Source organism: Bacillus sp. LBG-1-113, from assembly GCF_020708615.1.
Taxonomy (GTDB): Bacteria; Bacillota; Bacilli; order Bacillales; family Bacillaceae; genus Bacillus; species Bacillus mojavensis.
In genome coordinates this window covers 338,904-353,433 of sequence record NZ_JAJFDG010000002.1, presented here as the reverse complement: position 1 = coordinate 353,433, position 14,530 = coordinate 338,904, and the positions used below count along the sequence as shown (strand labels likewise).

Annotated in this window: 16 protein-coding genes; 8 read left to right on the top strand and 8 right to left on the bottom strand. The window is 45.8% G+C overall.

Going from position 1 to position 14,530, the window contains the following annotated elements; translation table 11 throughout:
• Positions 1-120 precede the first annotated feature (120 nt).
• The 3 genes from LJF29_RS07950 (at position 121) to LJF29_RS07940 (ending at position 2,719) form a co-directional block, all read left to right on the top strand.
• A complete protein-coding gene (locus LJF29_RS07950; protein WP_229147905.1) occupies positions 121-1,092 on the top strand; it encodes a multidrug resistance efflux transporter family protein in 972 nt (323 codons plus the stop codon).
• A 122-nt stretch (positions 1,093-1,214) separates the two neighbouring features.
• Complete coding sequence (locus tag LJF29_RS07945; RefSeq protein WP_229147903.1) at positions 1,215-1,967, top strand: phosphate ABC transporter ATP-binding protein; 753 nt, start codon at positions 1,215-1,217, stop codon at positions 1,965-1,967.
• Positions 1,967-2,719 carry an ABC transporter permease gene (locus tag LJF29_RS07940; RefSeq protein ID WP_229147901.1) on the top strand — a complete coding sequence of 251 codons (753 nt, stop codon included), beginning with the start codon at positions 1,967-1,969 and terminating at the stop codon, positions 2,717-2,719. Before LJF29_RS07945 ends, LJF29_RS07940 begins: the two co-directional genes overlap by 1 nt.
• Before the next feature lie 42 nt (positions 2,720-2,761).
• Here the strand turns inward: LJF29_RS07940 and LJF29_RS07935 are convergent, their stop codons facing one another.
• Positions 2,762-3,574, bottom strand: a complete 813-nt coding sequence (locus tag LJF29_RS07935) for a uroporphyrinogen-III synthase (RefSeq protein WP_229147900.1) — start codon at positions 3,572-3,574, stop codon at positions 2,762-2,764.
• A 181-nt stretch (positions 3,575-3,755) separates the two neighbouring features.
• Between LJF29_RS07935 and LJF29_RS07930 the strand changes: the two genes are divergently transcribed.
• Positions 3,756-3,941 carry a hypothetical protein gene (locus tag LJF29_RS07930; RefSeq protein WP_010333860.1) on the top strand — a complete coding sequence of 62 codons (186 nt, stop codon included), beginning with the start codon at positions 3,756-3,758 and terminating at the stop codon, positions 3,939-3,941.
• A gap of 37 nt (positions 3,942-3,978) precedes the next feature.
• On the opposite strand, the gene LJF29_RS07925 is transcribed toward LJF29_RS07930, so the two are convergent.
• Both LJF29_RS07925 and LJF29_RS07920 read right to left on the bottom strand, forming a co-directional pair.
• Positions 3,979-5,157, bottom strand: a complete 1,179-nt coding sequence (locus tag LJF29_RS07925) for a macrolide family glycosyltransferase (RefSeq protein ID WP_229147899.1) — start codon at positions 5,155-5,157, stop codon at positions 3,979-3,981.
• A gap of 22 nt (positions 5,158-5,179) precedes the next feature.
• Entirely contained in the window at positions 5,180-6,370 is a 1,191-nt protein-coding gene (locus LJF29_RS07920; protein ID WP_229147897.1) for a cytochrome P450, read from the bottom strand.
• 364 nt (positions 6,371-6,734) lie between these two features.
• Between LJF29_RS07920 and LJF29_RS07915 the strand changes: the two genes are divergently transcribed.
• Positions 6,735-7,013 (top strand): hypothetical protein, encoded by a 279-nt coding sequence (locus LJF29_RS07915; RefSeq protein ID WP_010333857.1) that lies wholly within the window; start codon positions 6,735-6,737, stop codon positions 7,011-7,013.
• Positions 7,014-7,043: 30 nt separating this feature from the next.
• Here LJF29_RS07915 and LJF29_RS07910 read toward each other — a convergent pair whose 3' ends face one another.
• From LJF29_RS07910 to fdhF, 4 genes are all read right to left on the bottom strand, one after another.
• Positions 7,044-7,670 carry an NUDIX hydrolase gene (locus LJF29_RS07910; protein WP_229147890.1) on the bottom strand — a complete coding sequence of 209 codons (627 nt, stop codon included), beginning with the start codon at positions 7,668-7,670 and terminating at the stop codon, positions 7,044-7,046.
• Positions 7,671-7,742: 72 nt separating this feature from the next.
• Complete coding sequence (locus LJF29_RS07905; protein WP_229147889.1) at positions 7,743-8,384, bottom strand: DUF4352 domain-containing protein; 642 nt, start codon at positions 8,382-8,384, stop codon at positions 7,743-7,745.
• A 197-nt stretch (positions 8,385-8,581) separates the two neighbouring features.
• Positions 8,582-9,142 (bottom strand): DUF1641 domain-containing protein, encoded by a 561-nt coding sequence (locus tag LJF29_RS07900; protein WP_010333854.1) that lies wholly within the window; start codon positions 9,140-9,142, stop codon positions 8,582-8,584.
• Complete coding sequence (gene fdhF, locus LJF29_RS07895; RefSeq protein WP_229147888.1) at positions 9,135-12,092, bottom strand: formate dehydrogenase subunit alpha; 2,958 nt, start codon at positions 12,090-12,092, stop codon at positions 9,135-9,137. The genes LJF29_RS07900 and fdhF overlap by 8 nt, the downstream gene beginning before the upstream one ends.
• 146 nt (positions 12,093-12,238) lie before the next feature.
• On the opposite strand from fdhF, the gene LJF29_RS07890 reads away from it, so the two are divergent.
• Together LJF29_RS07890 and LJF29_RS07885 are read left to right on the top strand one after the other, a co-directional pair.
• Positions 12,239-12,805, top strand: coding sequence for a YjgB family protein (locus LJF29_RS07890; RefSeq protein ID WP_229147887.1), 567 nt, complete (start codon positions 12,239-12,241; stop codon positions 12,803-12,805).
• Positions 12,806-12,905: 100 nt separating this feature from the next.
• Complete coding sequence (locus tag LJF29_RS07885; protein ID WP_229147885.1) at positions 12,906-13,298, top strand: DUF2809 domain-containing protein; 393 nt, start codon at positions 12,906-12,908, stop codon at positions 13,296-13,298.
• Between the two features lie 14 nt (positions 13,299-13,312).
• Here the strand turns inward: LJF29_RS07885 and LJF29_RS07880 are convergent, their stop codons facing one another.
• Positions 13,313-14,212, bottom strand: coding sequence for a DUF2268 domain-containing protein (locus tag LJF29_RS07880; RefSeq protein ID WP_229147882.1), 900 nt, complete (start codon positions 14,210-14,212; stop codon positions 13,313-13,315).
• Between the two features lie 125 nt (positions 14,213-14,337).
• Between LJF29_RS07880 and LJF29_RS07875 the strand changes: the two genes are divergently transcribed.
• On the top strand, positions 14,338-14,505 hold the full coding sequence (locus LJF29_RS07875; protein ID WP_010333849.1) for a YjfB family protein: 168 nt from the start codon (positions 14,338-14,340) through the stop codon (positions 14,503-14,505).
• Positions 14,506-14,530 lie beyond the last annotated feature (25 nt).

Below are 14,530 nucleotides of genomic sequence, written 5' to 3'. Positions count from 1 at the left end.
CCTATTTCTGTCTTCCACATCTATTGATCTGTAAAACATCATTATTTTCTCACAATTCCGTTGATCTGTATCATCCCGGGTAGTATAGTATAAAAAAATAATGCCAGAATGAGGGATTTGATGAAAGCAATTGTAATCGGAATATTGGCTTCTCTCTTTTTCGCCGTTACCTTTATTTTAAACAGGGCGATGGAATTATCCGGAGGCAGCTGGCTTTGGAGCGCCTCGTTACGCTTTATATTTATGGTTCCGTTTTTATGTCTGATTGTCATAATGAAAGGGAAGTTCGTTCCTCTTTTACAAGAAATGCGGAAAAAGCCGTTATTTTGGATAAAGTGGAGCTTTGTCGGCTTTGTGCTTTTTTATGCGCCAATCACGTTTGCCGCCGCATTCGGGCCGGGCTGGCTCGTAGCCGGAACATGGCAAATTACCATTGTAGCCGGTGTGCTGCTGTCTCCATTTTTCTATGAGAAAAAAGACACGCCTGGAAGCACTATGCTCGTTCGGCAAAAAATTCCCTTTGTTTCACTGGGCACTTCCGTCGTCATTCTGATTGGGGCAGCGCTGATTCAGCTCCAGCATGCAGAATCGCTTTCCGGAAAAATGCTGCTCTTCAGCGTGCTGCCGGTTGTCATCGCGGCTTTCGCCTACCCGCTGGGAAACCGGAGAATGCTTGAGCAATACGGAGGCAGGCTTGATACATTTCAGCGCGTGCTGGGAATGACCCTTGCAAGCCTTCCATTCTGGCTTGTATTGGCAGCTTACGGCTGGTGGTCAGATGGCCTTCCGACAGCGGGGCAAACCGTTCAATCCTTTATCGTTGCCGTCAGCTCAGGCATCATTGCGACCGTTTTATTTTTCTGGGCAACGGATATGGTAAGGGATAACCCGCAAAAGCTCGCTGCTGTTGAAGCAACACAATCCGGGGAAGTGATATTCGCTTTGCTTGGTGAAATAATCCTGCTGTCAGGAGTTTTCCCTTCCATTTTATCGTTTACCGGCTTAATGATCATTATTGCCGGAATGGTGCTACATACCTTCGCTTCCCAACAAAAACCCAAAAAGAAAACGCAGTCAAATCTGACTGCATAGCAACGGCTGGAGAATGGGCGAAAACCCGTTCTCCTTTCTTTTTTAACTCCTTCCAAAAGAGACCTGTTTCACGTTATATTTATGTAGAGTCTAAGCCCACTTAACTGAAAGGTGATATTTTAATGGAAGCAAACAATCAAAAAGACGATATACCAGCGATCTCATTCACATCTGTGCGAAAAAGCTATGAACAAGAGGGACAAACCTATGACGTATTGAAGGCTGTCACCGGAGACATTCAACAGGGAGCAATCGTGGCCGTTTTGGGCCCTTCCGGTTCAGGTAAAAGCACACTGCTGTCCATGTGTAATTTGATGAAAACACCGGATCACGGTGAAGTGAAGATTTACGGAAAGGAAGTCAGAGACTGGAATGTGAATAAACTAAGGCGGACTGCCGCACTCGCCTTTCAATCCGCTCCCGTCCTTGACGGAACGGTGCGTGACAATTTGAGTCTGGTACAGAAGCTGCATCAAACCCAGCTTTACTCTCCTGAAGAGCTCGCTTCACTGACAGGCCTGTCTCCAGAGCTGTTAGACAGGAGCGCCAAGGATTTATCCGGCGGACAGCGGCAAAGGCTCTCACTTGCCAGAACACTCGCAAACCCTTCCTCCATCCTATTATTGGACGAAATTACATCTGCCCTGGACCCTGTTTCTGCTCTGGAGATTGAAGAGCTAATCAAAAAGCAGCATCAAGAGAAAAAACTGACGGTGATGTGGGTGACCCATAACATGGAGCAGGCGAAACGAGTAGCCGATACCATTTGGTTTATGGCTGATGGCCGGCTGTTGGAAATCGCGGAGACAGACACATTTTTCTCGCGTCCTCAGCATGAAGCAGCCCGTGAATTTTTGAAGGGAGGCACACGGTAATGGATTACCTTTCTCTCTCATTAACCATGATCTTTGTGCTGATTGCCTTGTTTTTATCAAAATCCTTTAAAGCCGGCGTTGAAAAAGATATGATAATCGCAACGATCCGGGCGGCGGTACAGCTGCTTGTGATCGGTTATGTGCTGTCGCTGATATTTCATGGAGACCACCCTGTGTTTATCCTGCTGATGGTGCTGTTAATGCTGGGTGTGGCGGCTCAAAACGTCGTCAAACGAAAGAAAATGAAAATCGGTTCTTTTTGGAAGGTGTTTCTGGCCTTAGCGATTGTAGAAATCGTCACCCAAGGCATTCTTCTGGCGCTTCACATCATCCCGCTTACCGCACGGTATGTCATCCCGATCAGCGGAATGGTCATCGGAAATTCAATGGTGCTCGCGAGCCTTTTTTTAAACCGGCTCAGCTCCGAGGCCGGGGTGCGTAAAGAAGAAATTCAATTGATTTTGTCGCTTGGGGGCACACCAAAACAATCCATACAGCACATCCTGACTTCCGCTATGAAAATGAGTATGATCCCAACGCTAGAAAGCCAGAAAACACTTGGGCTTGTCCAGCTTCCCGGCATGATGACCGGCCAAATCTTAGCGGGCGCCGATCCGATTCAGGCGGTTCGCTTTCAGCTTTTGATTGTTTTTACAACGATGGCGTCCGCCGCGCTGACATGTGTGATCTTAAGCGTGCTGACATACCCGTCATTATTCACCGCGCATCAGCAATTAAAGGAAAATGGATAACGACAAAGCCGCTTCCCATTTGGAAAGCGGCTTTTGTACTGGTTATTCCTTTTCTTCATAATACTTGGACAGCTCAATAATCATCGCGCCCATCCGCTCAATCTCCGGTGCAAGCAGCCTTGTGATGCCTTCTTCCCGCAGCGCTTCAGCAGTCACTTTTCCGACAGCCGCTGCGATGACACGCTCTTCGAATACAGCCTTCACTTCATTGATAAAGCCGCGCTCCTTGGCAAAATCAAACAGAGAACGAACCTGAATCGCCGTGGTAAAACAAACAGCATCCAATTCACCATTCAGCAGTTCTCGGCATAACTGTTCCACCGTTTCCTTCTCTGGCGGGATATGCTGATATGGAAGGATCGGCAAAACTGAAGCTCCTTTTTCTTTCAAAAATGCTATAAGGGCGGGTGCATTTTCTCCGTGAAGCTGCACCATTACTTTTTTTCCTGAAAAATCGTAAGGCTCCAAGGACCGGATCAATCCGCTGGTTGTCCCATCTTCATCAGAAGCCTCTGCTGTGATTCCGAGCTTTTTTAACGCAGACAATGTTTTGTACCCTCGGCATGCCGCTTTAGCCTGGCGAATCGCCAGCAGGAACTCGTCCTTTAAGCCGATTTTCTCTGCCATCTTCACAAGCGTCTCCGTACCGATGCCTGTCGTAAAGATCACCCAGTCGGCTTTTTCTTCCGCAAATTTGCACAGCTCCGGCTCCACCTGTTCCTCTGCCAAATATACCGTTCCTTGGAGAGAACGGACGACAGGAATTCCGCCCTGTTTTTCAATGATTGTGCTGATTTCTTCCGTTTTCCGAGAACCGCCGATCGCAACGCGTTTTCCATGTAAACCTTTCCCCATATCCGTTCCTCTCCTCTTTGCCAGCTTAGGCTTTATATGTATATAACCTTTAATAAAGCTATTGTGTCGCAAATCAAAGGAGAAATCAAGATGAACCAAATGCCTCTCATTACCCGTTGAATACACCGGGTGCATGCTATAATATAAACAATAGACACGTTTTTTTAACGGAGGATCGATCATGGAAACAAAAGAAGAATACGAAACAAAAGGCTACGACACATCGGTAATTTACGAATTCAACGAATATCCGGACGTCCACAGCGGGCGCTGCGACAATTGTGACTACACACTGTTCAAAAGCTCCGTAAAAGGCGGAAAGTTTTTGAGAGAATGCCGTAGATGCGGGATGAAAAAAAACATTTAAACAGAAAACCGAAATCAAATTGATTTCGGTTTTTATGTTACTGCGGTACAGCGGATTTTTTTATAAACGCTTCAATCTCAGCTGCCGCACGCTCCGCTCCGCCTGCTTCTTTTACATCCTTTTGCATATTCTTGACGCGGCTGAGCACCTCTTGATCACCGGATACCGCCTGAACCGCTTCCTGAAGCCTGGAAACAGTCACTTCTTCTTTCGGCAAATAAACGCCAAGGCCTAATTCATCGACACGCTTTGCAGTGAGCTCCTGCTCATACATTTGCGGAATGACGACGAGCGGCACACCGGCATTCATCGCCTCCATCGTACTGTTCATCCCGCCATGAGAAATAAACAAATCGGCTTTCGCCAATACCTCAAGCTGCGGCACGCTTTGGCGAATGGTAAAGTTAGCAGGGATCTCATCCAGGCTTTCAGGATCAATCGTTTTCCCGACAGACATAATCACTTGCCATGAAGAATTCCGAAATGCCTCGATGCACATCTTGTAAAATTCCGGCCATGCGTTAAACGCCGTTCCCAATGAAATCAGCATAAGCGGGCCATCACCCTTTTCAATTTCCAAACTTTCTTGTTCCGTCCGTTTCCCAAGGGATGGGCCGACAAAACAGAAACGGTCATCGAACGTCTCATGCTGAATCTGAAAAGACTTCGGCATAAAGACAATATTTAATGCTTCCGGCACAGCTAACTGTTCAAATGAAACAGCCGGCAATTGCTCTTGCTCCAAATAGGCTTTAAATTCAGCCTCTGCTTCTTTCATTTTTAACAGCATGTCTTCACTTCCGAGCTGAAAGGATTCATTTTGGGCATATGAGGAACAAAGCTTGATGACCGGTATATGAAGCTTGTCAGCAAACAATTTTCCCGCTAGCGCAATAAAATCATAGATAATCAGATCAGGATGATCATTCTGATATAAATCCTCAAGCTGCGGAAGAATGCTAAGTGATTCTTTTAAGAGACTGATCGGCGTCTCATTTTTTTCTATCATCTCCCTGATTTGCTTAGGATCAATATTCAAGGATGTATGATAGATCAATGCTTCTGCACCGGCTTGCTGAACACTGGCGGCGAATTCCTCAGTCGTCGCATATGTGACACGATGCCCTTTCTCACAAAGCTTCTCCACTAATGCAAGCGTAGGATTGACATGCCCGTACGCCGGGATGTTGATAATCGAAATATGGTGCTTTTTCATGAATCTCCAGTCTCCTTATCTATTAAATTTTCACTCGGAAGCTTTTTAATCCGTATATCACACTGTTTTTAATCGGAGTGATACTGACGCATTCCATATGAGGAAAAGCAGAAATCAAGGATGTTAACGCGATCTTTGCTTCAAGACGGGCAAGCGGAGCCCCGAGACAAAAATGAATGCCGTGGCCAAACGCAATATGCGGATTGGGATGGCGGTGAATATCAAACATGTGCGCCCTGTCAAACTTCGCTTCATCACGATTTGCTGATGCCACAAAAGCCAGAACCATATCACCTTTTTTCATCTGATGGCCCCCGATCTCCGTATCCCGCTTGGCAATGCGCCTCAAAACAGGTGCGGGCGCTCTGAAACGCAGAGCTTCCTCCACCGCCTGAGGCACCAGCTCTGGATGCCGCCGCAATTCGTCATAGGCACCCGGCGTGTCTAAAATGCTGTACATCGCGTTTGAAATCAAGTTCGTTGTCGTTTCGTTTCCCGCCACCAGCAGCAATGTACAAAACGGAATCAGCTCTTCTCCGGAAAGCTTGTCGCCGGTTTCTTCCGCTTTAATTAAAATGGAGATGATGTCTTGTTCCGGTTTCTTCCGTTTTTCTTCTATGATGCCGGCAAAAAACGCGGCCAGTTCTTCCTCGCACTTGTTTCGCTCTTCCAGAAAGACTTTCTCCGCCTCCTCACTTCCATCCCTTGGTGTGCTCACCAATATATCAGACCATGTCTTAAATGCATCCATATGCTCTGAAGGCACGCCTAAAAGCTCGGATATCACAATGACAGGAAGCGGATATGAGAAATCCTGAACCAAATCAAACTCGCTTCGTTCCTGAAATTTTTGGATCAGTTCATCTGTGATTTCCTGAATTCTCGGTTCCCATTGCTTCATCACGCGCGGTGTGAACGCTTTATTCACAACAGAACGGATTTGCGTATGCCTTGGCAGGTCCATATTAATGATTGAATTACCGATAGAACTTGTCTGCTCCGGCATATAACTGGAGAAAAGCTCTTTATCCCCAATGACTTTTTTGACATCATCATAAAGAAAAACGCTCCACACTTCATTTTCTTCATCAAAGGAAACAGGCGCTTCCTTTCTCATCGATTCGTACCACGGAAACGGATGATAAGCATCCTGGTTATTTTTTCCGTTCATCAATGCACGTTGCAAAGCTTGTCGCCGATTTACCACATTCATGCGTTTCCCCTCCTCATAAAAGAAAAGATTCAGCAATTGACGAACTTCACCACCTCCTGCTATCGAAAAAAAGAGGGACATCCATTTTGTCGTCTGAAACAGCAGGCATCATATAATCCCCCTCGAATGTTGTCCATCTTACCATAATCTTTCAATTTTTTTCTATTACACACACCCGATTTGGTTCACAATGTGACCTTAGGCATGCTCATCGATCTTAGATACGGAATCAATAGCTTATGAAAAGCTCACATGTCGTCCTCATCCGCAACGTAAGCACTACTCTAAAAGATGACTTTTCCATTATGTAATCCAAGCGAAAGATATGATTAAATAGAAGGTAAAATGGTGAAGGAGAGAACAAATGACAGCACAGATCAACCGCAAGAAACTCGTTGTCGGCATCGTACTTTCACTTGCATTTGTATTGTTTGTGTTCTCTTTTTCTGAGAGACATTCAAAGCCGCTCGTTGAGGGATCAAAACAGGAAAACTGGCATACTGTCGTTGACAAAGCCTCTGTCGACATATATGGAAGCCGTTTAGTTGAAGAAAGCAAACTAAAACAAAGGCTCGGCCATAAACAAGCTGATTCGGTACTAACCCTTCTGAAGCTTGCCAGCCAAAAACATATTGTCTTGTAAAACAAAAAAGAGCCTCCGGCTCTTTTTTGTTTAATCAAATACAATTTTCTTATCCGGATGACGCTGAAAGTCAAAAAGCATGCTGAGCTGTGACTGAGTGTTTCGTTTCGGAGAAAGCGGCGGGAGCCTGTCTTCCGGAAAAAAAGCGGCATGATTCGTCTCAATCCCGGTTTTCTGCTGCCCGCCCGTTATGCTGCATTCAATGAAGATCTTATAGTAATGATAAGGCTGAGGGGGGTGAGGATGCTTATGGCTGTCCAGTACGGCCAGTAATCGAGAAGGCACTGTATCGTACCCCGACTCTTCTTTGATTTCCTTGATCACATTTTCAGCGGGCGATAAACCAATTTCGCAAAACCCGCCCGGAAGTGACCACAGCTCGTCATGCTTCTCCCGGACAAGCAATATGCAATTCTCTCGAAATACCGCGCCGCGAACATCTGCCTTCGGTGTCGGGTAGCCTTTCTCGCCTTTCCATAAATCAGTGATGACTTCAATGTCCTTCTTCGAGTAATCCGCCATCATCTCTGAGCTGAGCTTCATCAGCTCTTCGTACCTTTCCCTGTCATACACATCCTTGGAAAAAGCAAGCCCCGACTGTGCGATCGCCTGAATCCGCTGGGCCCGTTCAAGCCACTTGGTTTGCACGTTTATCACTCGTCCCTTCGCGTTATTTGTCACTATAAAAAAGCACGTTTCTCCCTTGATGAAAACGTGCTTTTTTTAATGTTAATTATCTAATTTTATCAAATAATCTATATTGTATTTTGCGCTTTCTTCAATTCTATCACTTCTAGTATCTATTAAAAAAGGGTTATACACCAATGTGTAATTTTTCTGTTCCCCTTTAGGTATTACATAACTAACTACTCCTGTCACCTTTTTTCCTGACGCCAGATTTCCCCCCAAAAACATTCTTCCTTTATCTTCCAACGAAATAACAGAACGAACTGATTTATTCTTCTTGTCTTTCAGATCTAATCCGAATCGGTTGTATTCCATTGAACCTTTTCCCACGTATTCCAGGGTCACTTCTATAATTAACCGCTCTTCATTACCTTTTACTGTTTTTATTTTATCAGATTCTTTTCCACCTAAATCTCCATATTTGCCATTCTGATCACGATCCACTTTATTCACCGTGAAATTAATATCATTTACTTTAATTGTTTCCCCTATTTTATGTATTTGATCATCTTTTTTAATCTTCGGCTCACCGCCTTTTTTCAGTTCCTTATCAAGTTCCTTTTCAAGCTCTTCTTGCGTTTTTTCCTTCGGTTTTTCCTTCTCTGACGCATTACTCGATTGGCTGCACGCTGAAAGCGCAAACCCGATCGTCAGTACAAATAATAGTAATAAGACTTTTCTCATGACTGTTCCCCCATCTAAAGTAATCGTTTTCTATTATAATCATATTTTTCCTTTTCTTAACAGGTAAGAAAGTAGCAAATTTATCTACATCATTCATTACAAAGTCACTTCTTTCTAGTATTTGAACATTTTTCACTAGTCCATTAGACCTTTTCATCAAAAAACCCGAGCTGGCAGCAGCCGGCTCGGGTGGGTGGTCAATCTCGCTTATCCATTCCCCTTTTCTCTCGGGGTTCCTGATGATGTTTTTGATGCTCCGGAGGCTGAGTTGTACGTTCCAGCTCCTTTGTATCTTGTCCCATTCCTTTTAAAAAGGAGAACAGCAGCGTTACCGCTTTGTTGATTTCCGGATCTTTGAGCGACCGGAGAAGATCAAAATAACCTGTTTTTTCTTGGCTGTCTTTCTGTTCTACCGCGTTCGCCACACCGGCATTCACTTTCAAAATGAGCGGCTCCAGCTGTTTGACATCCAGCATGCCAAGCGTTCCAAACAGGAGAAGCAGGTTTTTAAGCATATTGGCCGTTTCCTCTGTATCTGCCTTTTTCACTAGGATGTCAAGGACTTTATCACCTTGGCCAAAAAGCCCCCTGAGCAAGGGCAGCACGCCCCGTTCGTTCATATGCCCAAGCATATGAAGTGTCTCCAGAATGGCTTCTTTGTTGTCGACTAAGGCATCTTCGATTTCTTCTAAATCACGTTTGCGCTGATCTTCTTCGGTCACCTGTACTTTCTGAATGCGTTTAATCGCTTTAGCCATTGTGCCCAAGCCCCCTTTTCACTGCGTCGCCAGGGAAAATGTAATCCTTCCGCGCCCATTTCTTATGAACCTGTACACCAATTTGCGGCTGCGGGTTTCCGTTGCGGTGATTGATTTTAGGCAGCGGATTGATTCCATCCTGCTTCAAGATTTCCATCTTCGCTGATGTTTCTTTGTAAGCAGGCGTGTCGGTATCCTTGTCTGCGTGGCTGCCTGTTAACAGGTTAATCGCCGCTTCCCCAGAATCGTTCATTGGCAGATACACTTCCTTCCCTTTGACACGATCGGTGATCAGGCATTTCACCTTCACATTTCCAAAAGGCGATGTGAGTCTGACAAGGGTCCCGTCCTGAATCCCCCGTTCTGCCGCAAGCTCTGGAGAAATTTCTAAGAATACATGCGGCGTTTTTTCAGAAATGCCTTTTGATTTATACGTCAGGTTTCCTTCGTGGAAATGCTCCAAGAGCCTGCCGTTATTTACATGGATATCATATTCTTCACCGAACTCCTCGGGCTCAGTCCATTGAACCGGATAAAGAATCGCTTTGCCGTCCGGGAAAGGAAAACGCTCTGTAAAAAGTAAAGGCGAATCCTTCCCATCAGCACGTACAGGCCATTGCAGGGAATTGTAGCCCTCAAGACGTTCATAGGTTACTCCTGCATAAATTGGTGACAGCATTGCGGCTTCTTCCATTATGTCGGAAGGATGCTCATAATTCCAATTGGCCCCGAGCTTATTCGCTATCTCCATAATAATCTGCCAGTCCGGCTTTGATTCACCCAGAGGTTCAAATACCTGGTATAAACGCTGAATACGGCGTTCAGTATTTGTAAAGGTTCCTTCTTTTTCAAGGCTCGGGCTCGCAGGAAGAACAACATCTGCAAATTCTGCCGTCCGAGAAAGAAAAATGTCCTGCACAACAAAGAAATCAAGCTTTTCATATGCGGCGTGCACATGATTGATATTTGAGTCGACAAGACCCATTTCCTCCCCTTTTACATACATCGCTTTCAGCTGTCCGGAATGGATTTTTTCAATCATTTCATGGTTGGTCATGCCCGGCTCCTTCGGCAGCTGCACACCCCAGGCTTGTTCGTATTTCTTGCGGACTTGTTCATCCTTCACTTTTTCATAGCCCGGCAGGCTGTCAGGCATGCTTCCGAAGTCACTTGCTCCCTGGACGTTGTTATGGCCGCGTAATGGATAAGAACCCGCACCCGGTTTTCCGTAGTTACCTGTGACAAGCAGCAAATTTGAAATCGCAGTGCTTGTATCGCTGCCTCCAATGTGCTGGGTCACACCCATGGCCCACAACGCGCACACACTGTCAGCCTCATGAATCATTTCAGCCATTTGAATCAGGGTTTGTTTATCAATTCCGGTTTTCTCCTCTGCATATTCAAGTGTGTACGGCGCAAGGCTTTTCACGTATTCATCCCGGCCGTTGACCCTTTCCTGCAAAAAGCGTTCATCGGCCTTGCCGTTTTCAATCAGATATTTGGCGATGGCATTCAGCCAGACGATATCTGATCCGGCACGCGGCTGGACAAATAGATCAGAACGCTCAGCCATTTCGTGTTTTCTGATATCGGCCACGATGACCTTCTGCCCTCTCAGCTTGTGAGCCCGTTTAATGCGGGTAGATAATACCGGGTGCGACTCTGACGTGTTCGAACCGATAATCAAAACTAGATCTGCCTGGGCGATATCTGTAATCGATCCTGAGTCACCGCCATATCCAACTGTCCGGAACAGTCCGGCAGTAGCCGGAGACTGGCAATAGCGCGAGCAGTTATCCACATTATTTGTGCCGATAACCCCTCTGGCCAGCTTTTGCATCAGGTAGGATTCTTCATTCGTACATTTAGACGACGTGATAAAAGCAAGTGAGTCAGGGCCACATTCTTCTTTCAATTCAGTGAACTTGCCGGCGATCAGTGTTAAAGCTTCCTCCCACTCTGCTTCCCGGAAATGGTCGCCTTCGCGGATGAGCGGTTTTGTCAGACGCTCCTCGCTGTTTACAAAATCCCAGCCGAACTTGCCTTTTACACAAGTGGAAATGCCATTGGCGGGCGCCTCCTCCTGCGGCTCCACTTTCAGAATATCTCTGCCCTTTGTCCAAACATCAAAACTGCAGCCGACACCGCAATAGGTACAGACGGTTTTGGTTTTTTTGATTCGTTCATCACGCATGGCAGATTCCATGTCAGAAATGGCGAGAATCGAGCCGTAACCTGTCTCTACGCCTTTCGTGATCTCAATCATCGGGCGCAGTGACTTGTTATTGATGCCTGTTAAATATCCTGCTTCCCCTTCCATTCCTTTTTCCATCATCGCGTTGCACGGACATACGGTTGAGCAGTGGCCGCACGACACACATGACGACTCGTTAATCGGCACGTCATGATCCCAAATGACGCGTGGGCGTTCCCGCTCCCAGTCAATCGTCAGTGTTTCTGTCACCTGTACGTCTTGGCATGCTTCGACACAGCGGCCGCACAAAATACATTGATCAGGATCATACCGGTAAAACGGATGGGACTCATCCTTATGATAAGGCTTATGATCAAACGGGATGCTTTGGTGATTGATTTTCATTTCCTTCACCGTATTATGTATTTCGCATCCTCCATTGTTATAATCGCAAACTGTACAGTAAAGCTCATGATTATATAAGATTTTATCCATCCCGATGACCTGTGCTTTTTTCACATCAGACGAAACCGTATCAATGACATCGCCATCCTTTATTTCAGCAGAGCACGATCTCTTCAGCTCACCATTGATGCTGACGATACACGTATCACATGTTTCAATCGGCCCAAGGCTCGGATGATAGCATACTTGCGGCACTTCGATTGAACTGTTATTCAAAAGCTGCAGCACCGTCTGGTCCCCGGCTGTCTCTAGCTCAACGCCGTTAATTGTTACTTTTTTTGTGTCCGCCATCTCCATTCCCCTTTCTTGCGTTTATATACCGAATTACCCATTTCAGTTCCCTTACATGTGCTGATTAAAACATACAGAGCGCATAGGAATGTTTTAATGCACGAACACCGGGAAACGACATGATAGACAAAAAGGGAGGGATAACCATGAAGAAAACCATTTCCGCATTAACAGCGGCGGCAGCACTGTCATGTACTGTTTTTGGCTTTGGGACGGCAATTCCGGCGAAAGCTGCCGCTCAGGCAAATCCGCCTGCTGAAGAAACAACCTCATCATCCGCTGAGCTTGTAAAAAGTCTTTATAACACCGCTTTTACAGGTGAAATGCCGCAGCAGGTACAAGGCCTTACGATGAACAAAAGCACAAAAGGGGATGTCCATGCCAAGATGGGAGAACCGGAAAGACCGGCTGGAGGAAACAATATGTTTGATTTATACAGCTGGAATATGGGAAATCCCGGTTACGGCTTTTCCTATAACAAAGACATGACCATTTCAGAAATCCGTTACTTTGGAACCGGAGTAGAACGCCGGCTGAATCTTGGAGGGGTTACACCGGATGTACTGAGCGATCAAATTGGCCCCGCCGATCGAATTTTAACTGTCCCATTCACGGATGAAATCGACTATATCTATGATACAGGCCGCTATGAGCTTCATTTCGTCATTGGAGAAGACCAGACAGCCAACCATGTCAATCTAAGAGCAAGATAAAGTACCTGCGGCTGTTCAGCCGCTTTTTTTATGGACAAAGTGAGGATGGATTCCTTACAATACATGGGAGGAAAAATGCGAGAAGAGGTATCAATCATTAATGAGAAGGAACCGGTTCATATATGCGGCCTTTACAATATTCATCATTGGGTTGGGACTGGGGTCAAGAGCGTTCTCCAGTTTTCTTCCGGCTAGCGTCAATGCCTATCTCGGAGATGCGCTGTGGGCCGCAATGATTTTTACGGGCTGCGGCTTTCTGTTTCAGACGACGAAAACCATCACGACAGGCATTATCAGCCTTTCATTTTGCGTTATTATCGAATGCAGCCAGCTGTACCATGCTGAGTGGATCGACCGGATCAGGGACACTTCGCTCGGCGGCCTCGTGCTGGGATACGGATTTTTATTGAGCGATATCATAGCTTATACGATGGGAATTGTCACCTGCACACTCATAGAGCTGATCCATCAAAACATCAAAAAGCGCCGCTGACGTGACGCTTTTTCTTATGTTGAGAACAGTCCGCACTGAGACAGAATCGTTTCTGTATCCAAGAGTGTGGCCTCCTTTATATCGACCCGGTGTTTATTCATAAAAGACTGAACAGCGTGATATCCAACCGCATATCCGGCAAAAGCAGATAATCCCGCCGGCTCGAAGCCTTGCGCTTTCGCTATTTGATCTCCAAACATGTAACGGCTCACCTCTGAAAAGCCTTTTACATCAAGCACCTCTTTTATAACTTCAATGGAATATTGCAAATCGTCCCGATCAAAGCGAGTAACCCAAGGGCCTAATTGTTCTTCGCCAAAGAGCTCCCGCGCAAATGACTCAGCCAGCCCTTCAATGACAAGATAATCCCCGACTGACACAGAACCACGATGAAAATCAAAATACGAAAACCGCAGATTATGGTGAAATTCATGGGCAATAATCGATGAAATCCTCAGAAGGTTATAGCTGTTCGGATACATCCAAACGTGAATAAAGCCTGGAATTCCCCCAAACCCGCAATACCCTTTTTGCAGCTTCAGCTTGTTTGGATCAGCAATGTAAAGCCCGAACCTCATTTCTTCCGCATTTACGCGCAGCTTTTCACGCTCGGCAAAATGTACGCACTGCTGCAGCGCAGATGCAGCAGTCTCGGCAATATGCAATTGCTGCAGTTTTCTCAATGCTTTCTGTCCGGTTTCAGCATCACACACATCCAAATAACCAAGCATCTTTACCGCCATCATCACATCATATCCATTCGGTGTCTTCGCTTTTAGCGGAACCTGTATGGCGCGCCACATTCTTTCAAACGGTCCCATCATCGTATACCGAAACTCGTCCTCTCTTTCGTGTTCTTCCATGGAAAACAGCTTTTCATATTGCTGAAAGGTCTGTTCTATTACGATATTCATCCTAATCCCTCCTTACGAAAAATATACGGTATGCCGCAGCGTAAGGGTCAACAGAAAAAATTAAGCCTTTCTGCCCTATAAAATCAAAGCGGGCCGCCGATAGGAAAGGCATAGGAGGTGTAGCAATGGATATTCCTGCATTATCAGTTGCCATGCATCAAGCAAATCTGGCCCAGAATGTTGATATCGCTTTAACGAAAAAGATGCTGGACACTGCCCAGCAAAATGCGGATCAAACCCTTAAGCTGATTCAGCATCCGACGCTTGGACAAAAAATTGACCTAAAAGCTTAGCTTCACGCTAAAGGCGGCAAAGAAA

Coding starts and splice junctions, on each gene's coding strand:
- LJF29_RS07905 (WP_229147889.1), bottom strand. CDS start 8,384: ATGAGAAAAGTCTTATTACTATTATTTGTACTGACGATCGGGTTTGCG.
- LJF29_RS07940 (WP_229147901.1), top strand. CDS start 1,967: ATGGATTACCTTTCTCTCTCATTAACCATGATCTTTGTGCTGATTGCC.
- LJF29_RS07945 (WP_229147903.1), top strand. CDS start 1,215: ATGGAAGCAAACAATCAAAAAGACGATATACCAGCGATCTCATTCACA.
- fdhF (WP_229147888.1), bottom strand. CDS start 12,092: ATGGCGGACACAAAAAAAGTAACAATTAACGGCGTTGAGCTAGAGACA.
- LJF29_RS07935 (WP_229147900.1), bottom strand. CDS start 3,574: ATGGGGAAAGGTTTACATGGAAAACGCGTTGCGATCGGCGGTTCTCGG.
- LJF29_RS07880 (WP_229147882.1), bottom strand. CDS start 14,212: ATGAATATCGTAATAGAACAGACCTTTCAGCAATATGAAAAGCTGTTT.
- LJF29_RS07915 (WP_010333857.1), top strand. CDS start 6,735: ATGACAGCACAGATCAACCGCAAGAAACTCGTTGTCGGCATCGTACTT.
- LJF29_RS07890 (WP_229147887.1), top strand. CDS start 12,239: ATGAAGAAAACCATTTCCGCATTAACAGCGGCGGCAGCACTGTCATGT.
- LJF29_RS07950 (WP_229147905.1), top strand. CDS start 121: ATGAAAGCAATTGTAATCGGAATATTGGCTTCTCTCTTTTTCGCCGTT.
- LJF29_RS07885 (WP_229147885.1), top strand. CDS start 12,906: ATGAGAAGGAACCGGTTCATATATGCGGCCTTTACAATATTCATCATT.
- LJF29_RS07925 (WP_229147899.1), bottom strand. CDS start 5,157: ATGAAAAAGCACCATATTTCGATTATCAACATCCCGGCGTACGGGCAT.
- LJF29_RS07875 (WP_010333849.1), top strand. CDS start 14,338: ATGGATATTCCTGCATTATCAGTTGCCATGCATCAAGCAAATCTGGCC.
- LJF29_RS07930 (WP_010333860.1), top strand. CDS start 3,756: ATGGAAACAAAAGAAGAATACGAAACAAAAGGCTACGACACATCGGTA.
- LJF29_RS07920 (WP_229147897.1), bottom strand. CDS start 6,370: ATGAATGTGGTAAATCGGCGACAAGCTTTGCAACGTGCATTGATGAAC.
- LJF29_RS07900 (WP_010333854.1), bottom strand. CDS start 9,142: ATGGCTAAAGCGATTAAACGCATTCAGAAAGTACAGGTGACCGAAGAA.